Origin of the sequence: Aureliella helgolandensis, assembly GCF_007752135.1 — a bacterium.
GTDB classification, from domain to species: Bacteria; Planctomycetota; Planctomycetia; order Pirellulales; family Pirellulaceae; genus Aureliella; species Aureliella helgolandensis.
On record NZ_CP036298.1, the window covers coordinates 5,472,962 to 5,493,573 of the forward strand.

The following is a 20,612-nucleotide window of genomic DNA, read 5'->3' on the forward strand; positions in this document are numbered from 1 at the left end:
CGGCGCCTTGCTCGTTGGTTCATTGAGTGGCGATCTTTACCTTGGTGGCCTTGACGCCTTCCAGAAACGGATCTGCCATTGCTTCCAATAGCTTGACCGACTCAGCCGATGCAATATTGGGATTTCCAGATTCAAATGGCGGTTGAGGATCATACTCCATCATCAATTGCACTGACTTGGCATAGTCGTCATCTTTGATCAACGATGTCAACGTGAGCGCAAAGTCAATTCCCGCCGTCACCCCGGCTCCGGTGATACGATTGCGGTCAACAACGACTCGTTGCTCGATCGGCTCGGCTCCAAACTCCTTTAGGACCTTCAGAGCTAACCAATGCGAAGTTGCCTTGTAACCGTTCAGTAGCCCAGCAGCACCTAAGATGAGCGATCCAGTACAGACGCTGGTCACGTAGGTTGCCTCGGCTCCCATCTTGGCTACGAATTCGCGTACTTGTTTGTCTTCCATCGCAGCCAAGGTGCCATCGGTTCCTCCCGGGATAAAGAGAATCTCTGGTGCCGGTCGGCAATCATCGAATGACATTGTCGGCCGAATGGGAACTCCGGTATCTGAGATGACTTCAGTCGTATCCTTCCACACTAAGCGTGTCTTGTACTCCGGCCCGAGCAAGGCAAAGACGTGCTGAGGTCCGATCAGGTCCAGTGTTGTGAAACGTGGGTACACAAGCATCAAGATCTCGTGCTTGGCGTATTGGACTGTCGCCTCAAGCGTCGTCACTTGATCATGAGTACAGCCCAGCATACAAGTTGCGGCAAGTCCGCTGGACAACTGCAGCAACTGCCTACGCGAAATGCTACTTGGTTTTGAAGTTTCACTCATGGAATCTACCAGTCACCCAGTGGTTCGAGGTTGTTTAAATCGTATGCGCGTTGCCAAACGGCCGCGTCAATAATGGCGTCAACAGATCGGACACTTCCGTCCCCCAGAGAGACATTGATGAGTCCCTTATGACTACTGCTAAACCAATTCAGGCTACAATCGCCTCGACTACGAACCCCGCAATTGCTTGACAGTGGCTGTAGCGGTTCGAGCGGCAAGTAGTTGAGGTTCCAATAGCTTTCGAAATAGCTGCCGGCCCAGTTTGACCATGGACCCGTTTGGGGGAAATCGCATTGAACAACACGTTCAGCCAGCATCACCGTGTTGGACGCGCCTTTCTGTCCAAAAGCGCCGATCAAACTGTAGCGACTTAGTCTGCCAGATTTCGGATTGGGATTGGGACCGGGGTCGAATACAACCTCGTTCGTCGTGTAGGAAGTGATCCGCTGTTGATTCGTCCCAACTTGAGTGGCATCTGTTGGGCAGATGAAACACTGCAGCTGTGAAGTCAACTGCGCATATTGAGCTTCAACTTGGCCCTTTATCAACCAAAATGTGTTCGAATAGCGATAGGGATCGGGAAAACTGAAATTCTCGTTGCCGGGCAATTTTCGTTCGGCCGATTCGAAATTATGAATCGCCAGAGCAACCTGCTTTAAGTTGTTCTGGCATTGCATTCGCCTGGATGCTTCGCGAGCAGCCTGCACCGCAGGTAGTAGCAGGCCGATTAAAACGCCAATAATTGCAATGACTACCAGCAACTCGACCAGCGTCATGGCGGACCGCGCCCCAAGTTTGCAAGATCTACGCTCCGTTAACACGCTGCGACTGGAGCTACTGGTGGCCATCGCATTCATCTCCTATTTCAGCAACCCGCTACGAATCAGTGTCGCGTGTTTTGCCACTAAAGAGCGATCAGCGAGCAAGCAACTTGCGACGGCGCATCAACGCTAGACCAAGGGAACTCATTGACAGCAGCACTCCCGATGATGGCTCAGGTACAGCGGTGGTCGCGTTCAAATTGAAAAAACCAACATCATCACCCACCGAGAAGCCAAATAATCCCAGCGTAGAGCCAATTCGCAGGTCGCCGGATGCTGTAAAGCCATTGGCAGCTGTTACAAACGTAGGCGTATCCACATAAAACGTTGGTGAATTCGGGAAGTCAAAATTGTTGACAAGCGTCAATCTAGTATTCAGAGAATCGAAGGTAACGGCGAAGTCGCCTAAAACAAATGGGCCTTGGACCGTAGAAAAGCGAGTGACACCGTCGATACCAAACTGCTCGTTGGAAGACCAGCTTGCAGCAATCGTCGCTGCACTAGTTGTATCGATATCGGCGTTGGTCGCCTGCCGACCACGACGTGCGTCTGGGTTGGTAACTGAAGCTCCATTCACGGTGTGGTTTAGGTTTACAAGGCCGCTACTCGAAGACAGATCCACGCCGCCCCCTGTTCCCGCTGTAATTTCTGTACCTGTTGCGGAGTCAACCCCCGATCCCGTTCCGTAGAATCGGTCCAACGCAAGCGAGCTAAACATCGATGAAGACGTATCGAACTCGATAGTCGCTGAGCCACCAATCACCAAGTCTGCGAACAAGGGTGGAGTGAAGCATAATGTGACAATATTTAGCAGCAGGATTGAGCGTGCGAATAGCATCATGATGGGACCTTTGATGTGTTGTTAAGGTGTTATTGTCGAGTTTTTGGCAAAACATGCGTCAGAGCGTCGATGGCTTCAAGTCGCTAGTACTTCTGATCGAGAAAACTACCAACGTAGATCATGTAGTCGAACGGGAGCTCATCCGCTCGGATGTCATTGAGCGCCGTCCCCACGGTAGACTCAATCACTTTCTCAAGATTCGAATCTCCCGCATGTTGTACGACGGCTAGCGGCGTATCTGCGGGATAATTGACCGAGAGCTTCTCGATGAATTCTCGAAACTCGGTTCGCATGGTGAAGAGCACCATGGAGTTCTGATGCACGGATAGCTGTTCGATGTTATCGTGTGCTCCAATCCTATCGCCCGCTGTGAGCGTAACGCTCTTGGTATGCTTGCCGTTAGTCACACTACGCCGCAACGCTGCATTGGCTGCATTGAAGGCGCTAACCCCCGGAACAACCTTGGGATTCAGGTCTGCGAATTCCTCCAATGTCCATGCACTCGGACCGAAAACCATTGGGTCGCCCATATCCAAGACTGCAACCTTCTTCCCGGCTGCTACTGCAGCTCGAACCAAGTTTACGAACTCTATTCGCTTGGTTTGCGTCTCACGAAACTCATTAAGTTGCTCGGGTTTGATTGAATCCTCTGACTGCCCATAGAACGGAAACAGTCGCCAGTAATCGAAATGCAATTCCTTTCCCTTGAGCTGATCACCGAGCATCGGTACGTTCCGGTCGCGACAAAAGACGACGTCGGCACTCTCGATCACCTTGATAGCGCGTAGGGTCAGTAGTTCTGGGTCGCCCGGTCCGAGACCAACGAGCGTAAACGGAGAGATCGATGACTCTTGCGCACGAGTCGTCGACTGCATCCACGTGCTGACAGCAATCGCGGAAAAAACACACATAAAGTATCGCATGCTTGAACTGAGGCGTTTCATGATAACTGAATCTCTTTGGTTTCAACTGTCGGGTTTTGCTGCATGGTGACTTGCTAGAAGTCGTTGATAACTTCTCCACCGGCCGGCGTCGAAAGCGCCCGCCAACTGCCGATGTCGATACTGTCACTGATGAATTGAACGGAACCATCGCCGAGCGTTGTGCTTACGCCGCCGGTGTGCTGGCTGCGCGCTGCCAAGAATCCCCAGTTGTTCTTCACGACATCCGGTGCATCGGCGTTAGGCGATGGATATGCGTTGTATCCGGTATCGCCATCTTTGCCGTGGATCCACGCGTTACACCTAGCGCCAGACCAAATGGCTGCGCCGGAGGCGGCTACCAACAAGTCTGGGTTGTCGCCCGGTGCGCCGTTAAACCCTTGCCCCGAGCCATTCATGCTGCCGGGCCCGCCGGGATAGGCAGCCATGTAGCGTCCGTGCGGCGTGGCTGGAGAAGGGGGCCCAGGAGAATAGTTCGCCCCAGCACCCATGAGCGCTTCGGAGAACACCATCGTATTAGAAGTTCCATCGGTCATATCGCGAAACTTGGTGTTGGAACCACGCCAAAACATACCGTCAGTGCGAACTCGCGAATCGTAATTCTTGTCAGTTCCTGACCCTGTGCAAACGACATAATTAGTACCGGCGAACGTGTTGTTGCCGACGCTGTAAATTGGTTCCTGACCATCAGACGGGCACAAGAAGATTGCTAGCGGCTGGCGAGCAACCGCCGCATGCGCAGGATTGAACTGCTGGTTATTCAAAGCTCCGGTGTACAACGGTGTTCGATAGTCAATCAGTGATTCCAAATTACCCTGTTCCATAAAAGGCAACAAGAACGCTTGAACAGAAAATCCATAAACCATGCTTGCGTTTGAAGTTGAGTATGCCGGACCTGGAAACGCCTGATGAGCGCTCTCGTAGTTGTGCAGCGCCAGCCCCAATTGCTTCAAGTTGTTACTGCATTGCATGCGGCGTGCTGCTTCTCGCGCCGCTTGAACGGCTGGCAAAAGCAATCCAACCAAGATGCCGATGATGGCTATGACGACGAGGAGTTCTACCAAAGTAAAGCCACTTAGGGCCGCGCGCCTCCGACGTTTTGAACGGACAATGGAAAGGAATATGGAAAATCGAAATGTCATTATTGGAAGTCTCATTATTCGCGTGGAATGCGTGTGCGTAAAATCCCCAGTGGAGCTTGAAGGCTGGCCTTCAAGTCCTTAAATCTTTAGTAAGCACGGTCACGGCATGAATCGCGCCCATGAGGCGCGGTCGGGCCAACTTTGCGAGGAGCAGGCTGTGCATCACGCTCCATGAGCGCGATTGATGCCGCGTTACAACCAAAGTGCTACCGAAGTCGGTATGCGTAGAAGCGCCTCAGGTCTTTCAATCTCGACAATCGGCTGCAGACCCGCTGTTGCACCTTTCGAGCACTGCGAATGCGCGGCCTTAAAGCAAACTTTCCGGATGTGCGCAATCAAGCACTCAGGCAGCGAGTAGCAACTGTCGACAAAAAAATAGGAGGCGTACCTAAGCCGCTCGCGGAACTGGCCCATCGACAGGTAGATAGATGGATGGACATATTACGTCCACCCTGCATAACCAACCGAGACAAATTGGATCCGGTGGTTCAACGATTGAGTCGCGCTCTGGAATCCAAGAATCGCTGAATAGCGCGACGGCCATCTGGATACCCAAGCAACGCAGCGCGGGATCAAGTAGCACAATTCTTACGAGCGGGCGACCGTTGCTGGTTGAAGTGCGAGTCGGTTGGCTGGCTTTGCTTCCGCAACACTCGCGGGGAGCCGGCTGCTCTTTCTGCTCCGCTGTTACTCCAGGATTGGCGCAGCACCCCTGTCTGGGAGTTCCCGTTTGTGTTTGCCGTTTTGCACTACATTGAGAACAGGCCAGGGAATCCGATTTTGCAATCGAGTAAGAACCGCAGTGACAGGATTCTGGGTTGGCAGTTGAGCAGCAATTCGCACCCTTTTCTTGCTTACTCAAAACGACCTCTGATTTCGGCTTAACCCTAGCTACTAGAAACTTGGGCGCCTGAACTTTATTGCTTTCTGCCCAGGCGAGCTTCTCTACGTCCGTATGGCAACAGCATTTGTCCCAACAGAATGCCGCTGAAGAGCAGCCACAGGGGGAGTTTTCGCAAGGAAATCTTTCAGTGACCGTTTTCGTGGGATAGACGGGAATCGAAATCCCCAAGATTAGAACGAGATGGATTCCAAGTAGGCATAACGCGACCCAGCGCACTGGAGTGCGCGATCGGATGAATGAAAACCTACGGAAAACGTGATCCAACTGATTAAATCCTGCGATGCTTGCATAGCGCAAACCCGCTCCTCGCCCGCGAAATTCTACTGCGTTTGAAAGTTCAGATCAATCGGCTGAAATTGAACCAGAACGTGGCAAATTGCCCCATAGCCCTCGACCCGCGCAAACTTGGCATTGTGGGATAATGCATTTCAGCACGGAATTTGCGTCTTGCTTTGGATTCATGAGTTCCACATGACCTCCCCGTAACGAACCCTCTTCATAACCATGCTCTGTTTCGGAAATAACGCAAACACAATGAGCACAGTGGGGTTAGCGATTCCGAGTCCTGTTCGGTCCCCTGGAGCGGATGCAACGCTCTACTGAAAGCCCGACACAGAAGTGGGCTTAGAGAAGTTCTCACTTTAAAGCTTGAGGATGGGAGGGACCGGCTCGCGCCTCAGACATTGATCGCGAGACATCGTGCAATCCTTCTCGATGGGGATAGAGCACGGCTGGGAAGCAACTCGAGCGCCGCATCTTCGCCGTTGACAAACATCCGTGGAGGGCAATATGAGCCCTCGCTAGTTGCTAAGATTTCAGCTCATTAACGAACTTGGTAACGGCCCCAATGCGCAAAACCCTGGCGGTTTGGAGACTAGCCCCCTTTGCAGCCAAAGAACCTCAATTTCATTTCCTTACTATGCAATTCTCAAACTGCGTTTTCACATCTTAGGCTGGACCAATACAAGCGGTTACGCAAATCGGAAATTGGGACTTTTCCCAATATTAAACGAGGCTTTTCCCCAAACCGTTCAGTGCCACCGTTGCAAAACCCATTGCGTTGCGTGCTGAGTTAATTGCGTGGCGTGGTTTATGCCTATTTTTTGCTTAATATTCTCTTTGTGGCGCTCGATTGTCTTGACGCTCAAGTACAGCGCGTCAGCTATCTGTCGTGTGCTGTAGCCATTGCCAATTAATTCGAACACTTGCAGCTCGCGATTCGAGAGTGAATCGGCACCTTCCAGCGAAGCGGGCACACTGGTTCCTAAAAGACCACGGATCCAATGCTTCTTAACCGTTTCGCTGAAGTACAATTCGCCCTCAAGCAGCGTTTGAATGCCTTCGACCAATCGCTCGGGAGCCTCTTGTTTGTTAATAAAGCCGCGCGCACCGAGGGCCAGAACGCGGTGAGCAAACAGGCTTTCATCGTGAACAGAAATGACTAGAATCTTGAGTTGCCGACGCTTCTTCAACGCTGCTTGAATCAAATCCATGCCGCCGCCCTCCCTGAGCGACAGGTCGGCGATGGCGAGATCAGGCTGTTCCCGACCGAGCATTTCCAGCCCCTCTCGTTCATTGCTTGCCATTCCGCAAAGCTCCAGCGATGGATCCTGATTGATCAGTTGTGAATAGCCAAAGCGGACGATGCCGTGGTCATCAACAACGGCGATTCTCGCGGTGTTGCTGAGGGTTTTGGTCATGATTGCCAGCTCCGTTGGGGAATAGTGAGCAACACGCGAGTTCCTTGGCCTTCGGTGGATTCAATTTCCAACTTGCAACCCACCGATGCGGCTCGATAAAGCATAAGCCGCAAGCTGTTTGAATCTGCCTTGTGAAGCTCAGCATTTTTAATGCCAACACCATTGCGCATTATCGTCAGTTGAATACTCTCCTCAGTTACGCAGTCTAGTCGAGCTGCATGATGGCAACGTCGAAGCGATGAGCGAAGGACGGGGCGCCGGAAGTGAACTCATCGTGCGGCTGCCTCCATCATGCTGATTCGAGAGGTGCCCTCTCATCCCAAGCTGTTTCTGCGGATGAAGCAATTAGCGGAACTCGCATACAGTTTCGCTCTGATTGCTGAACCCATGGAAAAAATGCAAAGAATCAGCCACATAGCGTCGCTCACGGTTGGAGTGTCCGTTGCTCGCGCCATGTGGCTGATGTTACTTCCGAAATGTCCGGAGAAGCTAGCTGCGTGCCTTGCTATCGTCTTCCAATTTCTTGGCGATTTGCTTTGCCTTGTCGAGATGCTGCTGAACCTTGGCGGATGCTTGCTGAGCGATCTCCTGCAGCTCTTGAAGTCCGCTGCTTTCGATGGCCTTCAACTCGGCCAGCATCATGGTGTGCATGACGCATTGCTGACCGAGGTAAGCCATATTGAAGTCTTGACCTTCGTACCCGTTGAGCATTTCTTTGGTCATCTTCAATGCGTTTTCACAAGCCTGCTCACCGATTTCGCACAGCTCCTTCGGAACTCGGTTCGATTGAGAATTGGTCATTCGATTCTCGCTCCGTCGATCGTTGGCGGCACGATCGTTGCCGGCTCCGCTGTTGGCAGTTCGATTCTCTGCCGTTCGAGGCTGGTCGCCCCGTGCAGTTCCGGCTTGCACTGAGCGAGCTTGTCCAGATTGGCTGGTGGCAGCATGCTTTTGCAGTGTTTGATTGAGCGACTGATGATCTTGGATCAACGTCTGTGTGAACTGCTTCACCTCTTGGTTGTCCGATTTTTGCTGAGCCAGCTTGGCCAGTTCGATCTCGGCTTCGTTCGACTTAATCAACTTCTGGACCAAGGCTTCCTTCACCGTGGGGCCTTGTTGCTGCGAATCATTCGACGCGCGTCGGGATTCGTAACGATCGCCTCGTTGGTTCTGTGCATCCAATGGTGCATCGAGCGGCTGCCCAGGAGTGGTCGTCGGTTGCCCAGGCTGGACGATCGGCTGACCGGGCTGAACCGGAGTTTGGGCGTTAGCGATCGAAAATCCAGAGATTGCTGCAATCGTTAAGGCAGCAGTGGAGAAGCGTAATTTCGACATGAGATGCTCCTGAATGTCGACTGTGAAAGGCTCACTACGGCAACACCGCCGTAGTTGGTTGATGACGACTACCGCATTCGACGTGCCTCGATGCGATGAGCAGACACAAATCCCTTTAGTCTTTGCGAATTGGGGGACTCCCCCATATCACATGGAGGGTTTCTCGGTGGCAGCGGAGACGCACTGTTTGCAACGATAGCTTCAATCACTTCATTTCCATTACTTTGATTTTGGACAATAACGATGGGACTGTTACTAACACAGAGTTCAATTCCCTCGATGACTTGCTCGTCGAACAACTTCAGACCTCTACGATGCGGAAAGCCGCTTGGTCGACGCACGACCCAACATGATCGACTCTGCGGCTGCACCTGAGTTGAAGCGGCATTCTCGCATCATCTTGATGAAACCCGAACTCAAGTTGTTCGGCTGGAACGCAAGTTCGAGTTGCTCGATGTGACGGCAAAGCGAGAGCGTGGGAAACATGAAGGGACTGACCAAGGAAGGCGAGAGGGGCATCAATGCTTCCGGCGAAACGTCAATCAAAGACGCAGCCCCGATCTCGGAAGCTCAACGAGTCGAACACAACGAGATGGCAGGTTACGACCCAGCGCGGACGTTTGCCCAGCAATGTGGTCGCCAAGACGTAGCGGACCTATTTCAACAAACGCTCGACGAAGAAATCACGGGATGAATAATGGCACCAAAAGTGCTCAGAAGATACAAAAATACAATCGATCTACGGCCTCGCATCACTACTAAAAGGCTTAGAACAATGCCTACAAGAGCACAGTGAAAATGGAACACCTCGTCGGCAAAGTGAAGCAGAAATAGAGCTAGATTACAGATGATCACTCGCTTTCCAAAAAAATTAGAAATTAACAGTTGGACGCCAATTCGCGAAATTTCTTAGCAAGCAAGGAAGATACCCATGGGAAAATGTGAAACGTGTGGAAATGAGTACGACAAGTCGTTTGATATCGTGAAGGGGGGCACGTCGCACACTTTCGATAGCTTTGAATGCGCGATTCACCGTCTCGCTCCGATCTGCGAATGTTGCGGTTGTCGGATCATTGGTCACGGACTCGAAGCGGATGGAAGGTTTTTCTGCTGCGATCACTGCGCAGAAAAGATGGGAATCGATGGCTTACAGGATCGTAAATAGATGTGTCCGACTTGCACATCACAGCTCTGATCGGCGTTGCGTATTTCGCGGCGGTGCCTCTGCGTACCAAGACATTCATAAGAGATGCCTATCTCCCGTAGTGAACCTGCGATTACTTCCGTCGCGATGCTAGTCTGCTCGGAACTGACTTAACAGAATCGTTGCGCATGGTGGGTAGTCGACGCATCCTTTGAAACCACCAGTGATATTTTGGCTCTGCATTCATTTCTTGGCACACGCTTTGCGACTAGCCGACTCCGACGTGACGTACTTTACTCGCGTCCACGCCAAGCCAAGGCCGTGCGGCGTCAACGAGGGGCCGGACCAAGGCGTGAGCAGCTTCAGTATTTGTTTCGGGAGGCGTTGATGTGAATAGAATTCTCACGGTGGGCTTAGTCGGCCTGCTACTTGTCGGATGCACTTTTGACAGCACCAAACCCGCCCCGTCAGATCGCGATAACACCGCCGTCAATGAGCGGGATGCGGACGATCGAACCGTTACGCCAATGGATCAATCCAATGCTTCGGCGGACATCGATCAGGTTGCCGCGATTCGCAAAGCGGTGTTGGACACCGAAGATCTGTCCGTGAATGGTCGTAATGTGAAGATCATCACCGATGGCGGAAAGGTAGTACTTCGTGGACCAGTTGCATCATCCACTGAGCGAGACGCGATTGCCCGTATTGCTGGTAAGGTCGCAGGCACTGGTAATGTGACGAACGAACTCGAAGTTGAAAAGGACTAACTCTTCAACCACTCATCCTCAACCCGATCCATACTTTTGAAACGATAGGTTAATCAATGAACAACGAACACAATCAAGCGGTCTTTGGAATCGCAGACAATCGAGCTGAAGCCATTAACGTCGCCGAAGGACTGCGGGCGGCGGGGTTCAGAGAGTCCGAAATATCTTTCGTGATGGCTGACGGCGATAGCGGAGGTGAGATTGTGATGGAAGGGAACACAAAGGCACCTGAGGGTGCGGCCACGGGTGCGGGCAGCGGGCTACTTTTGGGCGGTGCCCTTGGATGGGCCGCGGGTATCGGAGCCTTAGCGATTCCTGGACTTGGGCCGTTCATTGCCGCTGGCCCCATTATGGCAGCACTCGGCGGAGCGGCAATCGGCTCGGCAGCAGGCGGGTTGACGGGCGGGCTGATCGGGATGGGGTTCTCCGAATATGAAGCGAAAGAGTACGAAGGATACTTGAAAGACGGTCGTGCGCTGATCTCCGTGCGAGTTTGCAACAGCGACGAAGTCAAACGTGCGAAAGAAGTTTTTAACCAAGCTGGGGCGGACCACGTTTCGGTTAAGAGTGTTTCTGAAGCGTCGTCGTAGAACGGATTCGCATGGCAGACATTGATTCATGGAGCCTTTGTCGTTTCGACGGGAAAGGCTCATTGCTGTTAACGTCGACAACTTTTAGCTGGAGATCTTTGTGAGTACTGAGAACCTTAGCAATTGAGAGGCTATCGCAAAGCTCAAAGAGCTTGCCGAGTCGATCGATTTTGCAATGCTGTGTACCGACTTGGAGGCGACGCCATTCCATGCAATCCCCATGAGTACGAGACGAGTGGACGATCAAGGGCATATCTGGTTTCTGAGCGGTCTGCAACGACCACAGACGACACGGCTTTCAATCGATCTACCTTCGTCAACTTCGAAACGCGTCCATAACCCGAGACGGCGCGACGCGAGTAACCTTACCAAAGCTAAAACAATTGAGTAAAAAGTTCACGAGTTAGTACCGGATCTTCAATGGGAACCGGAGTTCGCCTGGGCAGGCATTTCCGGCAAAACGAAAGACGCACTGCCCTACGGCGGTCGCACTTCGGCGTGCGCGAGCTGCCTTTCTACATTGGGGTTCGGCGGCAACAGCATTACGTTAGCCGGTCTCCACCAACATCGTCACGGAGATTGTGCAAGGTGGCAAACCGAACTCGGCAAATCTGTTTCGCTTTGGCAGGTCGCCAAGCAACTCCACCGACGTAGTCGAGTTCCCATTCATTATCGCACTGTCGTCAGTACTTGTTCGACGCGATCCATCAATGATTCCTCTCGCCTTCAGAAATCCTTCCCGTAGCCTTGGCTATTGTTGGCTCGAAATTCAGCGTGGCAATGTGAACAACTAACCTGCTTCCCGAATAGCTCAATGCGGGCCAATAGTTTACGGCCACAGACTGGACACGACTGATTGAATCGAAGTTGACTCATGGCTGCCTCTCCTCTGCTGTCCAAACTTCCACTTGATTGTCGATCGCGGTGACGCCATCAACTCGCCGAACGACCTCCTGAGCCATTTGCTTCATAAAGTACGAGGGGAGGATTCCGGTCAAGAAGGCTGTTCGTCCGTCCAATCGGCATTGAACATCTTTCAAATGGCGGTAGGGGCTTTGTCGCAGGCGTTGTTGAATCCGTTGCTCCATTGCGTTTGGCGAAACTCCCCGAATCCGAGTTTCGCCGGTGAAAGGGGCCGGTAGCGTTTGCAGCACGGTGAAGCCTCCTTTTAATAGTGACATTTGTAGAATGCTTTCAAGGTATGTTACGGTCTCACCTGCAACGGAACAGCGAAGATTCCCGATTTCCGCAATGGGGAAATCCCCCATCCAGCTTTTGAGTTGGCGGATGTCGCATGAGGAAGTAGCGGAAAAACGCAGCTTCGGACGCGCTGTATTCCGGACGTCTTGGCGACGTTCGCTACCACAGAAACCCGAATTCGATAGCAGGTCGCGCCATTTGCCCTACCGTTGGTTCACATACCGATCGGAAGCACTGTCGAAAGTCTTGGCGTCGTTCGCTAAAAGTCTTGGGTGGTGTCCGCGAAAACTCAAATGAACATTCCCAAAACAATGCTCGACGACTAACGCGCGTTTCGCGATGGCAAACTTGGTCCCCGTTTCCGCAATTACGTTGACGAACGGCATGCGGGACGAGGCGGTCACTTTAGTTTCGGTCGAGTCCTTAGACACTGCATCACAGGGGTACCAGCGATCCATACTGAGCAAGCGCCGTGCCGATGCAGATGACGTCCGCTGTAGCGAGACTCGCCAATAGTTTCGGTACGGCGGATGGATCTAGAGATCTTGGCGACTTCGGTTACGCAGTTGCTCGGTATGGCATTTGCACGAGTTGATTGAAGGATACCCCGTCCGTCTGAGTCCGCGAAATCGTTGGAGCAACTACCATGTTTATGAAAGATACAACTTCCGGTGACCTCGTTCGCGTCAACAACGTAAATCAGCTCGCCAGCCCGCATGAAACGCACGTTGACGGATGTCGCCAAGCTGGCGAAGAGGAGCAGGATGAAAGACAGTTCAGCAAGGGCGAACTCGAATTTCCCTCTGGGGAACCTTTACCAAAATGCTGGACCGACGCCCATTACCAAGTTGCATAATCATGGTCATCCCCTGAGGGATACGCAAACCTTCTGCCAAGAACCTTCTACGACATCGCGATGAACACCTCGGCACGAGGTACTCAAAGGTGAAAAACTGAACGCAGATTACCGACTTCCCTACTGGGGCTTTCCGTAATTGACGCGCTGGCCGTCGGCATTGGCCTGAGTGGTCGCGGTTGAATTCATCATTGCCGGAAGTGTGCTCAATGCCGGTCTGTTCGCGCAATCCGACCGAATGCGTCCGATTGTCGCTAACCTGTTCTCATCAGTGAAGATTATGGCAATTTCCATCAGTGTAGCGGTACCGATTTTGCTCAAACGGGTAATCCAAGTCGCGCCGAATCGAAACAAACCGGAGTTCGAGAAATGAATGAACCGCTCAATGGCATAGAATGCCCTGGTTGTGATCAGCGAGTTGACGAGCAAGCCGTCGCCTGCCCAAATTGTGGCCGAAAACTCGATGTCGAGCATCCTGCCGACATTACGCCTACGAAACATCCACTCATCGAATTCCCGCCGCCGGATGCGTCCAATCCAGTCGCACCCCATCGTGATACGGACTAGGTGCAATCTGTTATAGGCAAGTCAGTTCCAATGGGCGCGACACCAGGATGTAACCAGCATCTAACATGCTGGGGATAAAGCCCACTACAACCACTACTTTCAACGCCGACTATTCAATTTTGCTTGGCCACAGTTACCAGCGAACAGCTAGTGGACCGAAGCGATCGTCCCTGGGATAATTCGAATCGACGGCCATCGCACAACTACCGACGACGCCAGAACTTTCGCGAAATCTTGAGTGAAGCATTTTTGAGCGAACAACAATCGGTCGACAATCCATTACGTTCGAGGGCAAGGCGAGGAACCACGGAGTTAACGTGATCTGGGGCACAGCAAGCAACCGGTCACTGAAATCATCGGTAAGGGGCCTGGACAGCGAAGCGTCGAATGCAATTATTAAGATCGTCGAAAAGCCTGCCCCACGGCCGGTCTGGATCAGCGTCTGGGGTGGCCCCCGCGAAGTCGCTCAGATAATTTGGGACGTGAAGCAAACACGGAGTGAACCTGAGTTAAAGAAGTTTTTCAGCAAGCTGCGCATCTTCCTGATCGCCTATCAAGACGCGTCGCACGGTTGGCTGCTGGAGGAATTTCCTGAGATGTTCATCATCGAGTCGGGTAAAACGTATCAGGCAATGTGTGGCGAACACGACAAACTTTCGGATCTCTCTTGGGTTAACGAGAACATCCGTAAGGAACATGGTCCGCTCTCCGAAATATATTCTCATGAAGGCATGGGTTGCACAGGAGTCTGCGAAGGTGACTCTCCTGCATGCTTGCATCTGGTCTGTACGGTTCGAGGGATTAGCAACCCCGAGGATCCAACTCAACCAAGTTGGGGCGGCCAGTATGAAAAAAGACGGCGACAAGAACCAGTACATCGATGGTCCCGGCGGCTCCTCCATATCGAAATGGCGCAGAGATTTTCAGAAGGAATTCGCAGAACGAGCACATTAGTGTATCGAGTAAGTTACGAGTACGATTGCGGGATCGTAGCTGAAAGGATGCGATTTATTTCCGCATGCGACGACCAGGGCTGGCTTACCCCATTGCCATTCTGATCTGCAAACACGCTGCCAAGCTAGGGGGACATCGCATCTATAGGTTTTGCACCTATCTGGATGAGGAGGTGGCTTGGCAGGCTCGCGAAGGCTTATACTCTGATACAGTTGTGGCGGATGTCAGCGAAAAGCAACCTCACTATTTTTTACCCGCGTTGAAGGAAGCTCCCTTTGCTGCCGAGCGAATTGCACCATCGGTTGATCGAGCGTTTTTGCCCACCCTCGATTCTCGTAGATTCCGCGCACGAGATCGTGCACCTCTCCGAGTCGGCGGGCCGCTTTCTACAATTTACCGGCGGCAAGGACAATCACATCCTCTTGCGCATAGCGCATCCCATGCTGCGCGTCAGACTGCGAGCCGCGATCCATGCCGCTACGCAAACACAAATTGAGGCGACCGCATGCCGTGTACCGATCGAGGCTCTTGGCCTGGTGGACATCCGTGTCATTCCCGCTGGCGACGTTGCGCCGGGTTTTCTGCTCATCGTGTTCGAAGAGCATCCGACGGACGGAGCGGCCAAGAGTGCTGCGTCTAGAAGCTCGGAAGCTCATCATACGGCCGTCCACTTGGAGCGAGAGCTGGTAGCAAAGACCGCGCATGGGCCGTTCACGATGGAGCAATCGCGGGTGTCCACTGAAGAGCTCAAGGCGCACACCCACGCGTTGCTGGAGATGAACAAGGCACTGCAGTCTGCGACAGAAAATCCGAATGTTAGCCGCGAAGATATGCAGGCGATCAATGAGGAACTGACAGCGGTGAACTACAGGCTAACGCGCAATTCCGACCTACTCGCACGGTCCAATACCGACTTGCATAACCTGATAGCCGCCACGGACATTGCGATCATCGTCCTCGACCGCGAGCTGCTCATTCAGCGGCTCATTCCCTCGGGCAATGCGTTCTTCAATCTCATCTCGACCGATATTGGCCACCCACTCTCTGACCTTGGCCACCAGCTCGCCTACTCCGAAATCGTCACCGATGCCGAACGTGCACTGGCGCACCTCAAGCCCGGCCAGCGTGAAGTTAATTTGGGGGAGCAATGGTACCTTGCCCGTACCTCGCCTTATCGCACTATCGATGACCACATCGGTGGCATAGTCCTCACTTTCCTCGATATTACCGACCAAAAGCGGGGCAAGGAACAGATTGCCCGCCTTGCAGCCGAATCTGAACGCCAGCGGCGGGTTTACGAAACGGTTCTAATGAATACCCCCGATTTCGTGTATGTGTTCAGCCTTGATCACAGGGTGCTCTACGCCAACGACGCTCTCATTAAAATGTGGGGTCGTGGCTATGAGGGCGCGATCGGAAAGACGTTCCTCGAGATTGGATACGAACCGTGGCACGCGGAGATGCACGACCGGGAGATCGACCAAGTACGATCGACGGGACAGCCGATCCGGGGCGACGTCCCTTTTAACGGCAGTAACGGCCGGCGGCAGTACGACTACATTTTCGTACCTGTCATTGGTGCTGACGGAGAAATCGAGGCAGTCGCCGGAACGACCCGAGACGTGACCGAGCAAAAGGAGACTGAGCGGCAGCTGCGGGAGGGGCAGGAGCAGTTGGACTTCGCGCTTGCCGCCGCCGACTTGGGCTTTTGGTCCCTCAATCTGGCCGATCACACGGCTCGCCGCACGCTCCGACACGATCAGCTGTTTGGGTATGACGCGCTCCTCCCGGAGTGGACCTACGAGATGTTTCTCGAACACGTGGTTCCGGAGGACCGTGCGGCGGTGGATGCTGCCTTCCAGCAGTCCGTGGCGACAGGTGCGCCATGGGCTGTTGAGTGTCGTATCCGTAGGGCCGATGGTGCTGTGCGGCACATTTGGAAGAAGGGGCTTGTCTGGCAGAACGCCGAGGGGCAAGTCGAGCGAATGCTTAGCATCGTCGGTGATATCACCGAGCGCCGCGAGACTGAGGAGCGGCAGAGGTTTCTGGTCACGCTAGCCGACAGCTTACGCCCGTTGTCCGACCCAGTGGATGTGCAGTCGGAAGCCAGTCGTGTTCTTGGCGAGCATTTGGGGGCGAACCGAGTGGCCTATTTCGAGATCCATGGCGACGATTACGTCGTCGAGCGAGATTACACCGCAGGCGTCGCGCCACTTGCCGGCCGATACCCAGTCACCTCTTTCGGGCCTGCCCTGCTCGCTGGCTTACTCGGTGGCCAAACTTGGATCGAGGTGGACGCTACCACCGAGCCGAGCCGGCCGTCCAATGAGCGGGAGGCGTTCGCGGCCATCCAGGTGCGGGGGCATGTCGGCGTGCCGCTTGTCAAGAGCGGAAGTTTCGTGGCCGGCATGACTGTCCAATTTTCTGCCCGGCGAGACTGGACGCCGAACGAAATTGCCATCATTGAAGAGACCGCCGAACGGACTTGGGCGGTGGTGGAGCGGGTGCGAGCCGAGGCGGCGTTGCGTCAGAGCGAGGAGCGTTCGGCGTTTGTCCGTCGCAGTAGTGGTGTTGGATTCTGGTATTGTGACCTGCCGCTCGACGTGCTGCAGTGGGATGAATTGGTGAAAGCCCACTTCCACCTGTCGCCCGACGCCACCGTCACGATCCAGACCTTCTACGACCGCATCCACGAAGACGACCGAGAACGCACGCGTCGGGCTATCGAACAGAGCATTGCAGGACGCACGCACTATAACCTAGACTACCGCACAGTGTCCCCGGACACCGGGGCTGTGAAGTGGGTACGGGCGATTGGACGGACTTTCTACAGCGCCGACGGCACCCCGACCAGTTTCGACGGAGTGACGCTCGATGTGAGCGATCAGAAGCGGGCCGAGGCGCGATTAAGGGAAAGCGAGCAACGCTTCCGCGAAATGGCCAACGCAGCTCCCGCGATGATCTGGGTGACGAACGAGAAGCACGAATGCACATTCCTTTCTCAGAGCTGGTATGACTTCACCGGCCAGCGAATCGAGGACGGTGAAAAATCCGGCTGGATCAATGCGGTGCATCCCGATGACCGAGTAGCGACACAGATGACTTTTACTGTCGCTGCCGAGAGGGGGGAGCCTTTCGAATTAGATTACCGATTGCAAACCGCCGATGGTGCTTACCGCTGGGCGATCGATGCTGGCAAGCCACGTTTCAACGAAGCAGGTCAATTCGCTGGGTTTGTGGGCTCCGTAACCGATGTCCATGACCGGCGTGAATTTGAGATGGCTTTAAATGAGGCGCTCATGGCTGCCAAGTCCGCCAACGAATCCAAAAGTGCCTTTCTGGCGAATATGAGCCACGAAATTCGCACACCGATGACCGCGATCTTGGGATACGCCGACTTACTACAAGACTTGGTCCATCAAGACGATGCGATACAGCATCTGAAAACGATACGAAACAACGGTCATTATTTGTTGGAAATCATTAACGACATCCTGGATCTCTCCAAGATTGAGGCAGGGAAGTTGGAAGTCGAGTGCGAACCCTTCGAGTTACACCGCTTAATCGAGGATGTTCGTAGCATCATGGAGATTCGGGCAAAGGAAGGCGGGTTAATGCTGGAAGTCCAATATAATGGCAAGCTGCCCAGCGTGATCCAGTCGGACGCCAAGCGATTAAAGCAAATTTTGATCAATCTCGTTGGCAACGCCATCAAGTTCACCCACCGTGGCCAAGTGCAAATTCGCGTTCAGTTTGATGCGATGACGTGGCGATTGCAATTCGATGTCATCGATACGGGGATCGGTATTTCACAAGGGCAGATGGCAAGACTATTTAAGCCATTCTCACAAGGTGATGCGAGTGTTAGCAGAAACTTCGGTGGCACCGGACTGGGGTTGATTATCAGCCAGAGACTGGCGGAAATGCTCGGTGGCTCCATCACTGCCGAAAGTACCGAAAACGTGGGCAGCGTGTTTTCGGTCAGCATTCAAACGGGCGAAAACTCGCATCTTGAATTGGTTGACTACGAAAGTATGCTCGACAGCAGGGGGGTGCATGTTGACACGAACCACAACGAACCCTCCAAACTCACATGTCACGTGCTGATTGTGGACGACCGGCGTGATATTCGATTCTTGAGCAAACATATTCTCACAAAATCGGGCGCGACCGTGTCGGAATGCGCGGACGGGCTAGAAGCCGTAGAACGTATCGCCGCTCATTTAATTGACGGAAAGGTTCCCGATTTAATCCTATTGGATATGCAGATGCCGAATCTAGACGGATACGCAACCGCGCAAAGATTGCGTTCGCTAGGTTACACTGGTCCGATCTTAGCACTTACCGCGGACGCGATGCAGAGCGATATGAACCGGTGTCTCGATGTCGGATGCAACAACTATCTGAGCAAACCGATCGACGAAAAACAACTGTTGAAAAAAGTTGCCGATTTAACAACAGGGAAAAACTCATGACCTTGCTGGATAACGCACAAGGAAGGCTTGAATCTGCGGCATTCAGCAGTAATGAAGCTCTGTCGCCTAGGTGTCTGTCAAACGCTTAACTGCCCCACCAGACGCGGACAATCCTTCAGGACGTTTCCAGCACCGCATTCAAACGAGCTAGTCGTCATCGCACAGTCGTGATAGCGTGGTCTCCACTTCCCAAATCTCGTTGCGATTGGTAAGCGGAATTTGACTATCATGCGCTTGCCAAATACCTCCCCGTAACGAACCCTCTTCATAACCATTCTCTGTTTCTGAAATGACGCGAACACAATGAGCACAAGGGGTTAGCGATTCCGAGTCCCGTTCGGTCCCCCAGAGCGGACGCTACCGTTTACTGAAAATCGGACACAGAAGTTGGGGATAGAGAAGTTCTCACAATGGAGCTTGAGCAGTCGCTTCAGGGGCGTCCCCCGGCCACCCGCGGCCGCCCAATGAAAAACCGTCGACCTACGCCCTCAATGGTAGTACCGCTCCCTTGCCCCTTACCGACCTCGGGTAGCAAGCCAAGCAACCAACTTCGGCCCAGCCACGCAGCGACTCGCCCTGAACAGGGATTTGGAATCAGGCTCGTCCCTCGCTGACCCCAAATCCTAATTAGTTATCCGCCCGCTCCGGCCTCCATTTCGTCGATGTCGGTGGATTCGTCAGTGTAGTCGTCGTATTCAGGCTCAGGTTTCCATGTGAACCGACCGAACACGGCCCACATGATACCGGGGTAGCCGAACACGATCAGGCCCATCAATGCGTTGAGGGCCGTTGAAGACGAACGGCGACCATCACCGAACCATTGACCCTCAGCGATCATTGAAATGAGGTAGGCCAAGTACCCACCGGCGACGATGCCGCCAACCGCGCGCCAGCACCACCAGAAACGTTCCGCATTCCAGAGGCCGATGAGAACGAACAAGCAGAGCAGGACAAACGCGCCAAGGATCACCCAACCAGTTGGTTCCGGCGGTCGAGCGAGCAGCGGAAGAAGGAGGATCGTCGCCAACAGAAAAGGCGCGGTGCACCAGAACATGAAACGTGATGGCGGCGGAAGGTCTTGAACTCTCATTGGAGCGGATAACATGGTTATGGACGACAACGTGTCGCATAGAGGAGGAGCGATACGCTGGAGACCAGGACTGAGAATATTGATACTGTTCATGGTAGCAAAACATGCCCAATACTGGCACGAATTTTACGTTTTCCTGTCAGTACCAAGACTGTTGCAGTAGCAATGCAACGGCCTATCGCACTTTCCACGATACGTTAGCTCGCTCTCAAGCTGGACGAACTGCGAGCTATTAGCTGGAAGGTGACTGAGTCTGCTCAATTGCTCAGTTGCAGCGATTGCCAGTGGGTCAATAGGCTAGCGGTTACCCAGGCGGGAGTTCCACGCACTTGTCCTCAACTTGCTTCCAGTAAGCACGTGAATCGCCGTGGTTATCCGCCATCTGGCATGAACCAGAAAGAAATCGTGCCAGATAAATGTCCGTGAGGTATCAGTCTAAGTAACGATTGA

19 protein-coding genes are annotated in these 20,612 nt (G+C 53.3%); 9 read left to right on the forward strand and 10 right to left on the reverse strand.

The window, feature by feature from the left end; genetic code table 11:
* Positions 1-19: 19 nt before the first annotated feature.
* The 7 genes from Q31a_RS18995 to Q31a_RS19025 all read right to left on the reverse strand — a co-directional run bounded on the left by Q31a_RS18995 (position 20) and on the right by Q31a_RS19025 (position 8,519).
* Entirely contained in the window at positions 20-835 is an 816-nt protein-coding gene (locus tag Q31a_RS18995) for a DJ-1/PfpI family protein (RefSeq protein ID WP_197355398.1), read from the reverse strand.
* A 5-nt stretch (positions 836-840) separates the two neighbouring features.
* Positions 841-1,611, reverse strand: coding sequence for a DUF1559 family PulG-like putative transporter (locus Q31a_RS19000; protein WP_231691252.1), 771 nt, complete (start codon positions 1,609-1,611; stop codon positions 841-843).
* Positions 1,612-1,750: 139 nt separating this feature from the next.
* Positions 1,751-2,497, reverse strand: a complete 747-nt coding sequence (locus Q31a_RS19005) for a PEP-CTERM sorting domain-containing protein (RefSeq protein ID WP_145081442.1) — start codon at positions 2,495-2,497, stop codon at positions 1,751-1,753.
* Positions 2,498-2,580: 83 nt separating this feature from the next.
* Positions 2,581-3,441, reverse strand: a complete 861-nt coding sequence (locus Q31a_RS19010) for an SAM-dependent methyltransferase (RefSeq protein ID WP_145081446.1) — start codon at positions 3,439-3,441, stop codon at positions 2,581-2,583.
* Positions 3,442-3,494: 53 nt separating this feature from the next.
* The gene (locus Q31a_RS19015; protein WP_145081449.1) at positions 3,495-4,580 is read right to left on the reverse strand and encodes a DUF1559 domain-containing protein; all 1,086 of its coding nucleotides are present in this window, start codon (positions 4,578-4,580) and stop codon (positions 3,495-3,497) included.
* Positions 4,581-6,515: 1,935 nt separating this feature from the next.
* Positions 6,516-7,184, reverse strand: a complete 669-nt coding sequence (locus tag Q31a_RS19020; protein WP_145081452.1) for a response regulator transcription factor — start codon at positions 7,182-7,184, stop codon at positions 6,516-6,518.
* Positions 7,185-7,673: 489 nt separating this feature from the next.
* Positions 7,674-8,519, reverse strand: a complete 846-nt coding sequence (locus Q31a_RS19025; RefSeq protein ID WP_145081455.1) for a DUF4142 domain-containing protein — start codon at positions 8,517-8,519, stop codon at positions 7,674-7,676.
* A gap of 484 nt (positions 8,520-9,003) precedes the next feature.
* Here Q31a_RS19025 and Q31a_RS19035 point away from each other — a divergent pair, with 484 nt between their 5' ends.
* The 5 genes from Q31a_RS19035 (at position 9,004) to Q31a_RS31450 (ending at position 11,411) form a co-directional block, all read left to right on the forward strand.
* On the forward strand, positions 9,004-9,213 hold the full coding sequence (locus Q31a_RS19035) for a DUF892 family protein (protein ID WP_145081457.1): 210 nt from the start codon (positions 9,004-9,006) through the stop codon (positions 9,211-9,213).
* A 237-nt stretch (positions 9,214-9,450) separates the two neighbouring features.
* Positions 9,451-9,684 carry a hypothetical protein gene (locus Q31a_RS19040; protein WP_145081460.1) on the forward strand — a complete coding sequence of 78 codons (234 nt, stop codon included), beginning with the start codon at positions 9,451-9,453 and terminating at the stop codon, positions 9,682-9,684.
* A gap of 368 nt (positions 9,685-10,052) precedes the next feature.
* Positions 10,053-10,430 carry a BON domain-containing protein gene (locus Q31a_RS30300; protein ID WP_197355399.1) on the forward strand — a complete coding sequence of 126 codons (378 nt, stop codon included), beginning with the start codon at positions 10,053-10,055 and terminating at the stop codon, positions 10,428-10,430.
* A gap of 56 nt (positions 10,431-10,486) precedes the next feature.
* The gene (locus Q31a_RS19050) at positions 10,487-11,020 is read left to right on the forward strand and encodes a hypothetical protein (protein WP_145081463.1); all 534 of its coding nucleotides are present in this window, start codon (positions 10,487-10,489) and stop codon (positions 11,018-11,020) included.
* Positions 11,021-11,153: 133 nt separating this feature from the next.
* A complete protein-coding gene (locus Q31a_RS31450; protein WP_391575340.1) occupies positions 11,154-11,411 on the forward strand; it encodes a pyridoxamine 5'-phosphate oxidase family protein in 258 nt (85 codons plus the stop codon).
* A 481-nt stretch (positions 11,412-11,892) separates the two neighbouring features.
* On the opposite strand, the gene Q31a_RS19060 is transcribed toward Q31a_RS31450, so the two are convergent.
* Both Q31a_RS19060 and Q31a_RS19065 read right to left on the reverse strand, forming a co-directional pair.
* Positions 11,893-12,201, reverse strand: coding sequence for a BON domain-containing protein (locus Q31a_RS19060; RefSeq protein ID WP_197355400.1), 309 nt, complete (start codon positions 12,199-12,201; stop codon positions 11,893-11,895).
* 222 nt (positions 12,202-12,423) lie between these two features.
* Positions 12,424-12,678: a hypothetical protein gene (locus tag Q31a_RS19065; protein WP_197355401.1), complete on the reverse strand. Its 255-nt coding sequence runs from the start codon at positions 12,676-12,678 to the stop codon at positions 12,424-12,426.
* A gap of 188 nt (positions 12,679-12,866) precedes the next feature.
* Here Q31a_RS19065 and Q31a_RS19070 point away from each other — a divergent pair, with 188 nt between their 5' ends.
* From Q31a_RS19070 to Q31a_RS19085, 4 genes are all read left to right on the forward strand, one after another.
* Positions 12,867-13,076: an acetyltransferase gene (locus Q31a_RS19070; protein WP_145081473.1), complete on the forward strand. Its 210-nt coding sequence runs from the start codon at positions 12,867-12,869 to the stop codon at positions 13,074-13,076.
* A gap of 369 nt (positions 13,077-13,445) precedes the next feature.
* Entirely contained in the window at positions 13,446-13,643 is a 198-nt protein-coding gene (locus tag Q31a_RS19075) for a hypothetical protein (RefSeq protein ID WP_197355402.1), read from the forward strand.
* A gap of 317 nt (positions 13,644-13,960) precedes the next feature.
* Positions 13,961-14,701 carry a nucleoside hydrolase-like domain-containing protein gene (locus tag Q31a_RS19080; protein ID WP_231690836.1) on the forward strand — a complete coding sequence of 247 codons (741 nt, stop codon included), beginning with the start codon at positions 13,961-13,963 and terminating at the stop codon, positions 14,699-14,701.
* A 171-nt stretch (positions 14,702-14,872) separates the two neighbouring features.
* A complete protein-coding gene (locus tag Q31a_RS19085) occupies positions 14,873-19,072 on the forward strand; it encodes a PAS domain S-box protein (RefSeq protein ID WP_145081476.1) in 4,200 nt (1,399 codons plus the stop codon).
* Positions 19,073-19,703: 631 nt separating this feature from the next.
* Here Q31a_RS19085 and Q31a_RS19090 read toward each other — a convergent pair.
* Positions 19,704-20,162, reverse strand: coding sequence for a hypothetical protein (locus Q31a_RS19090; RefSeq protein WP_145081479.1), 459 nt, complete (start codon positions 20,160-20,162; stop codon positions 19,704-19,706).
* Positions 20,163-20,612 lie beyond the last annotated feature (450 nt).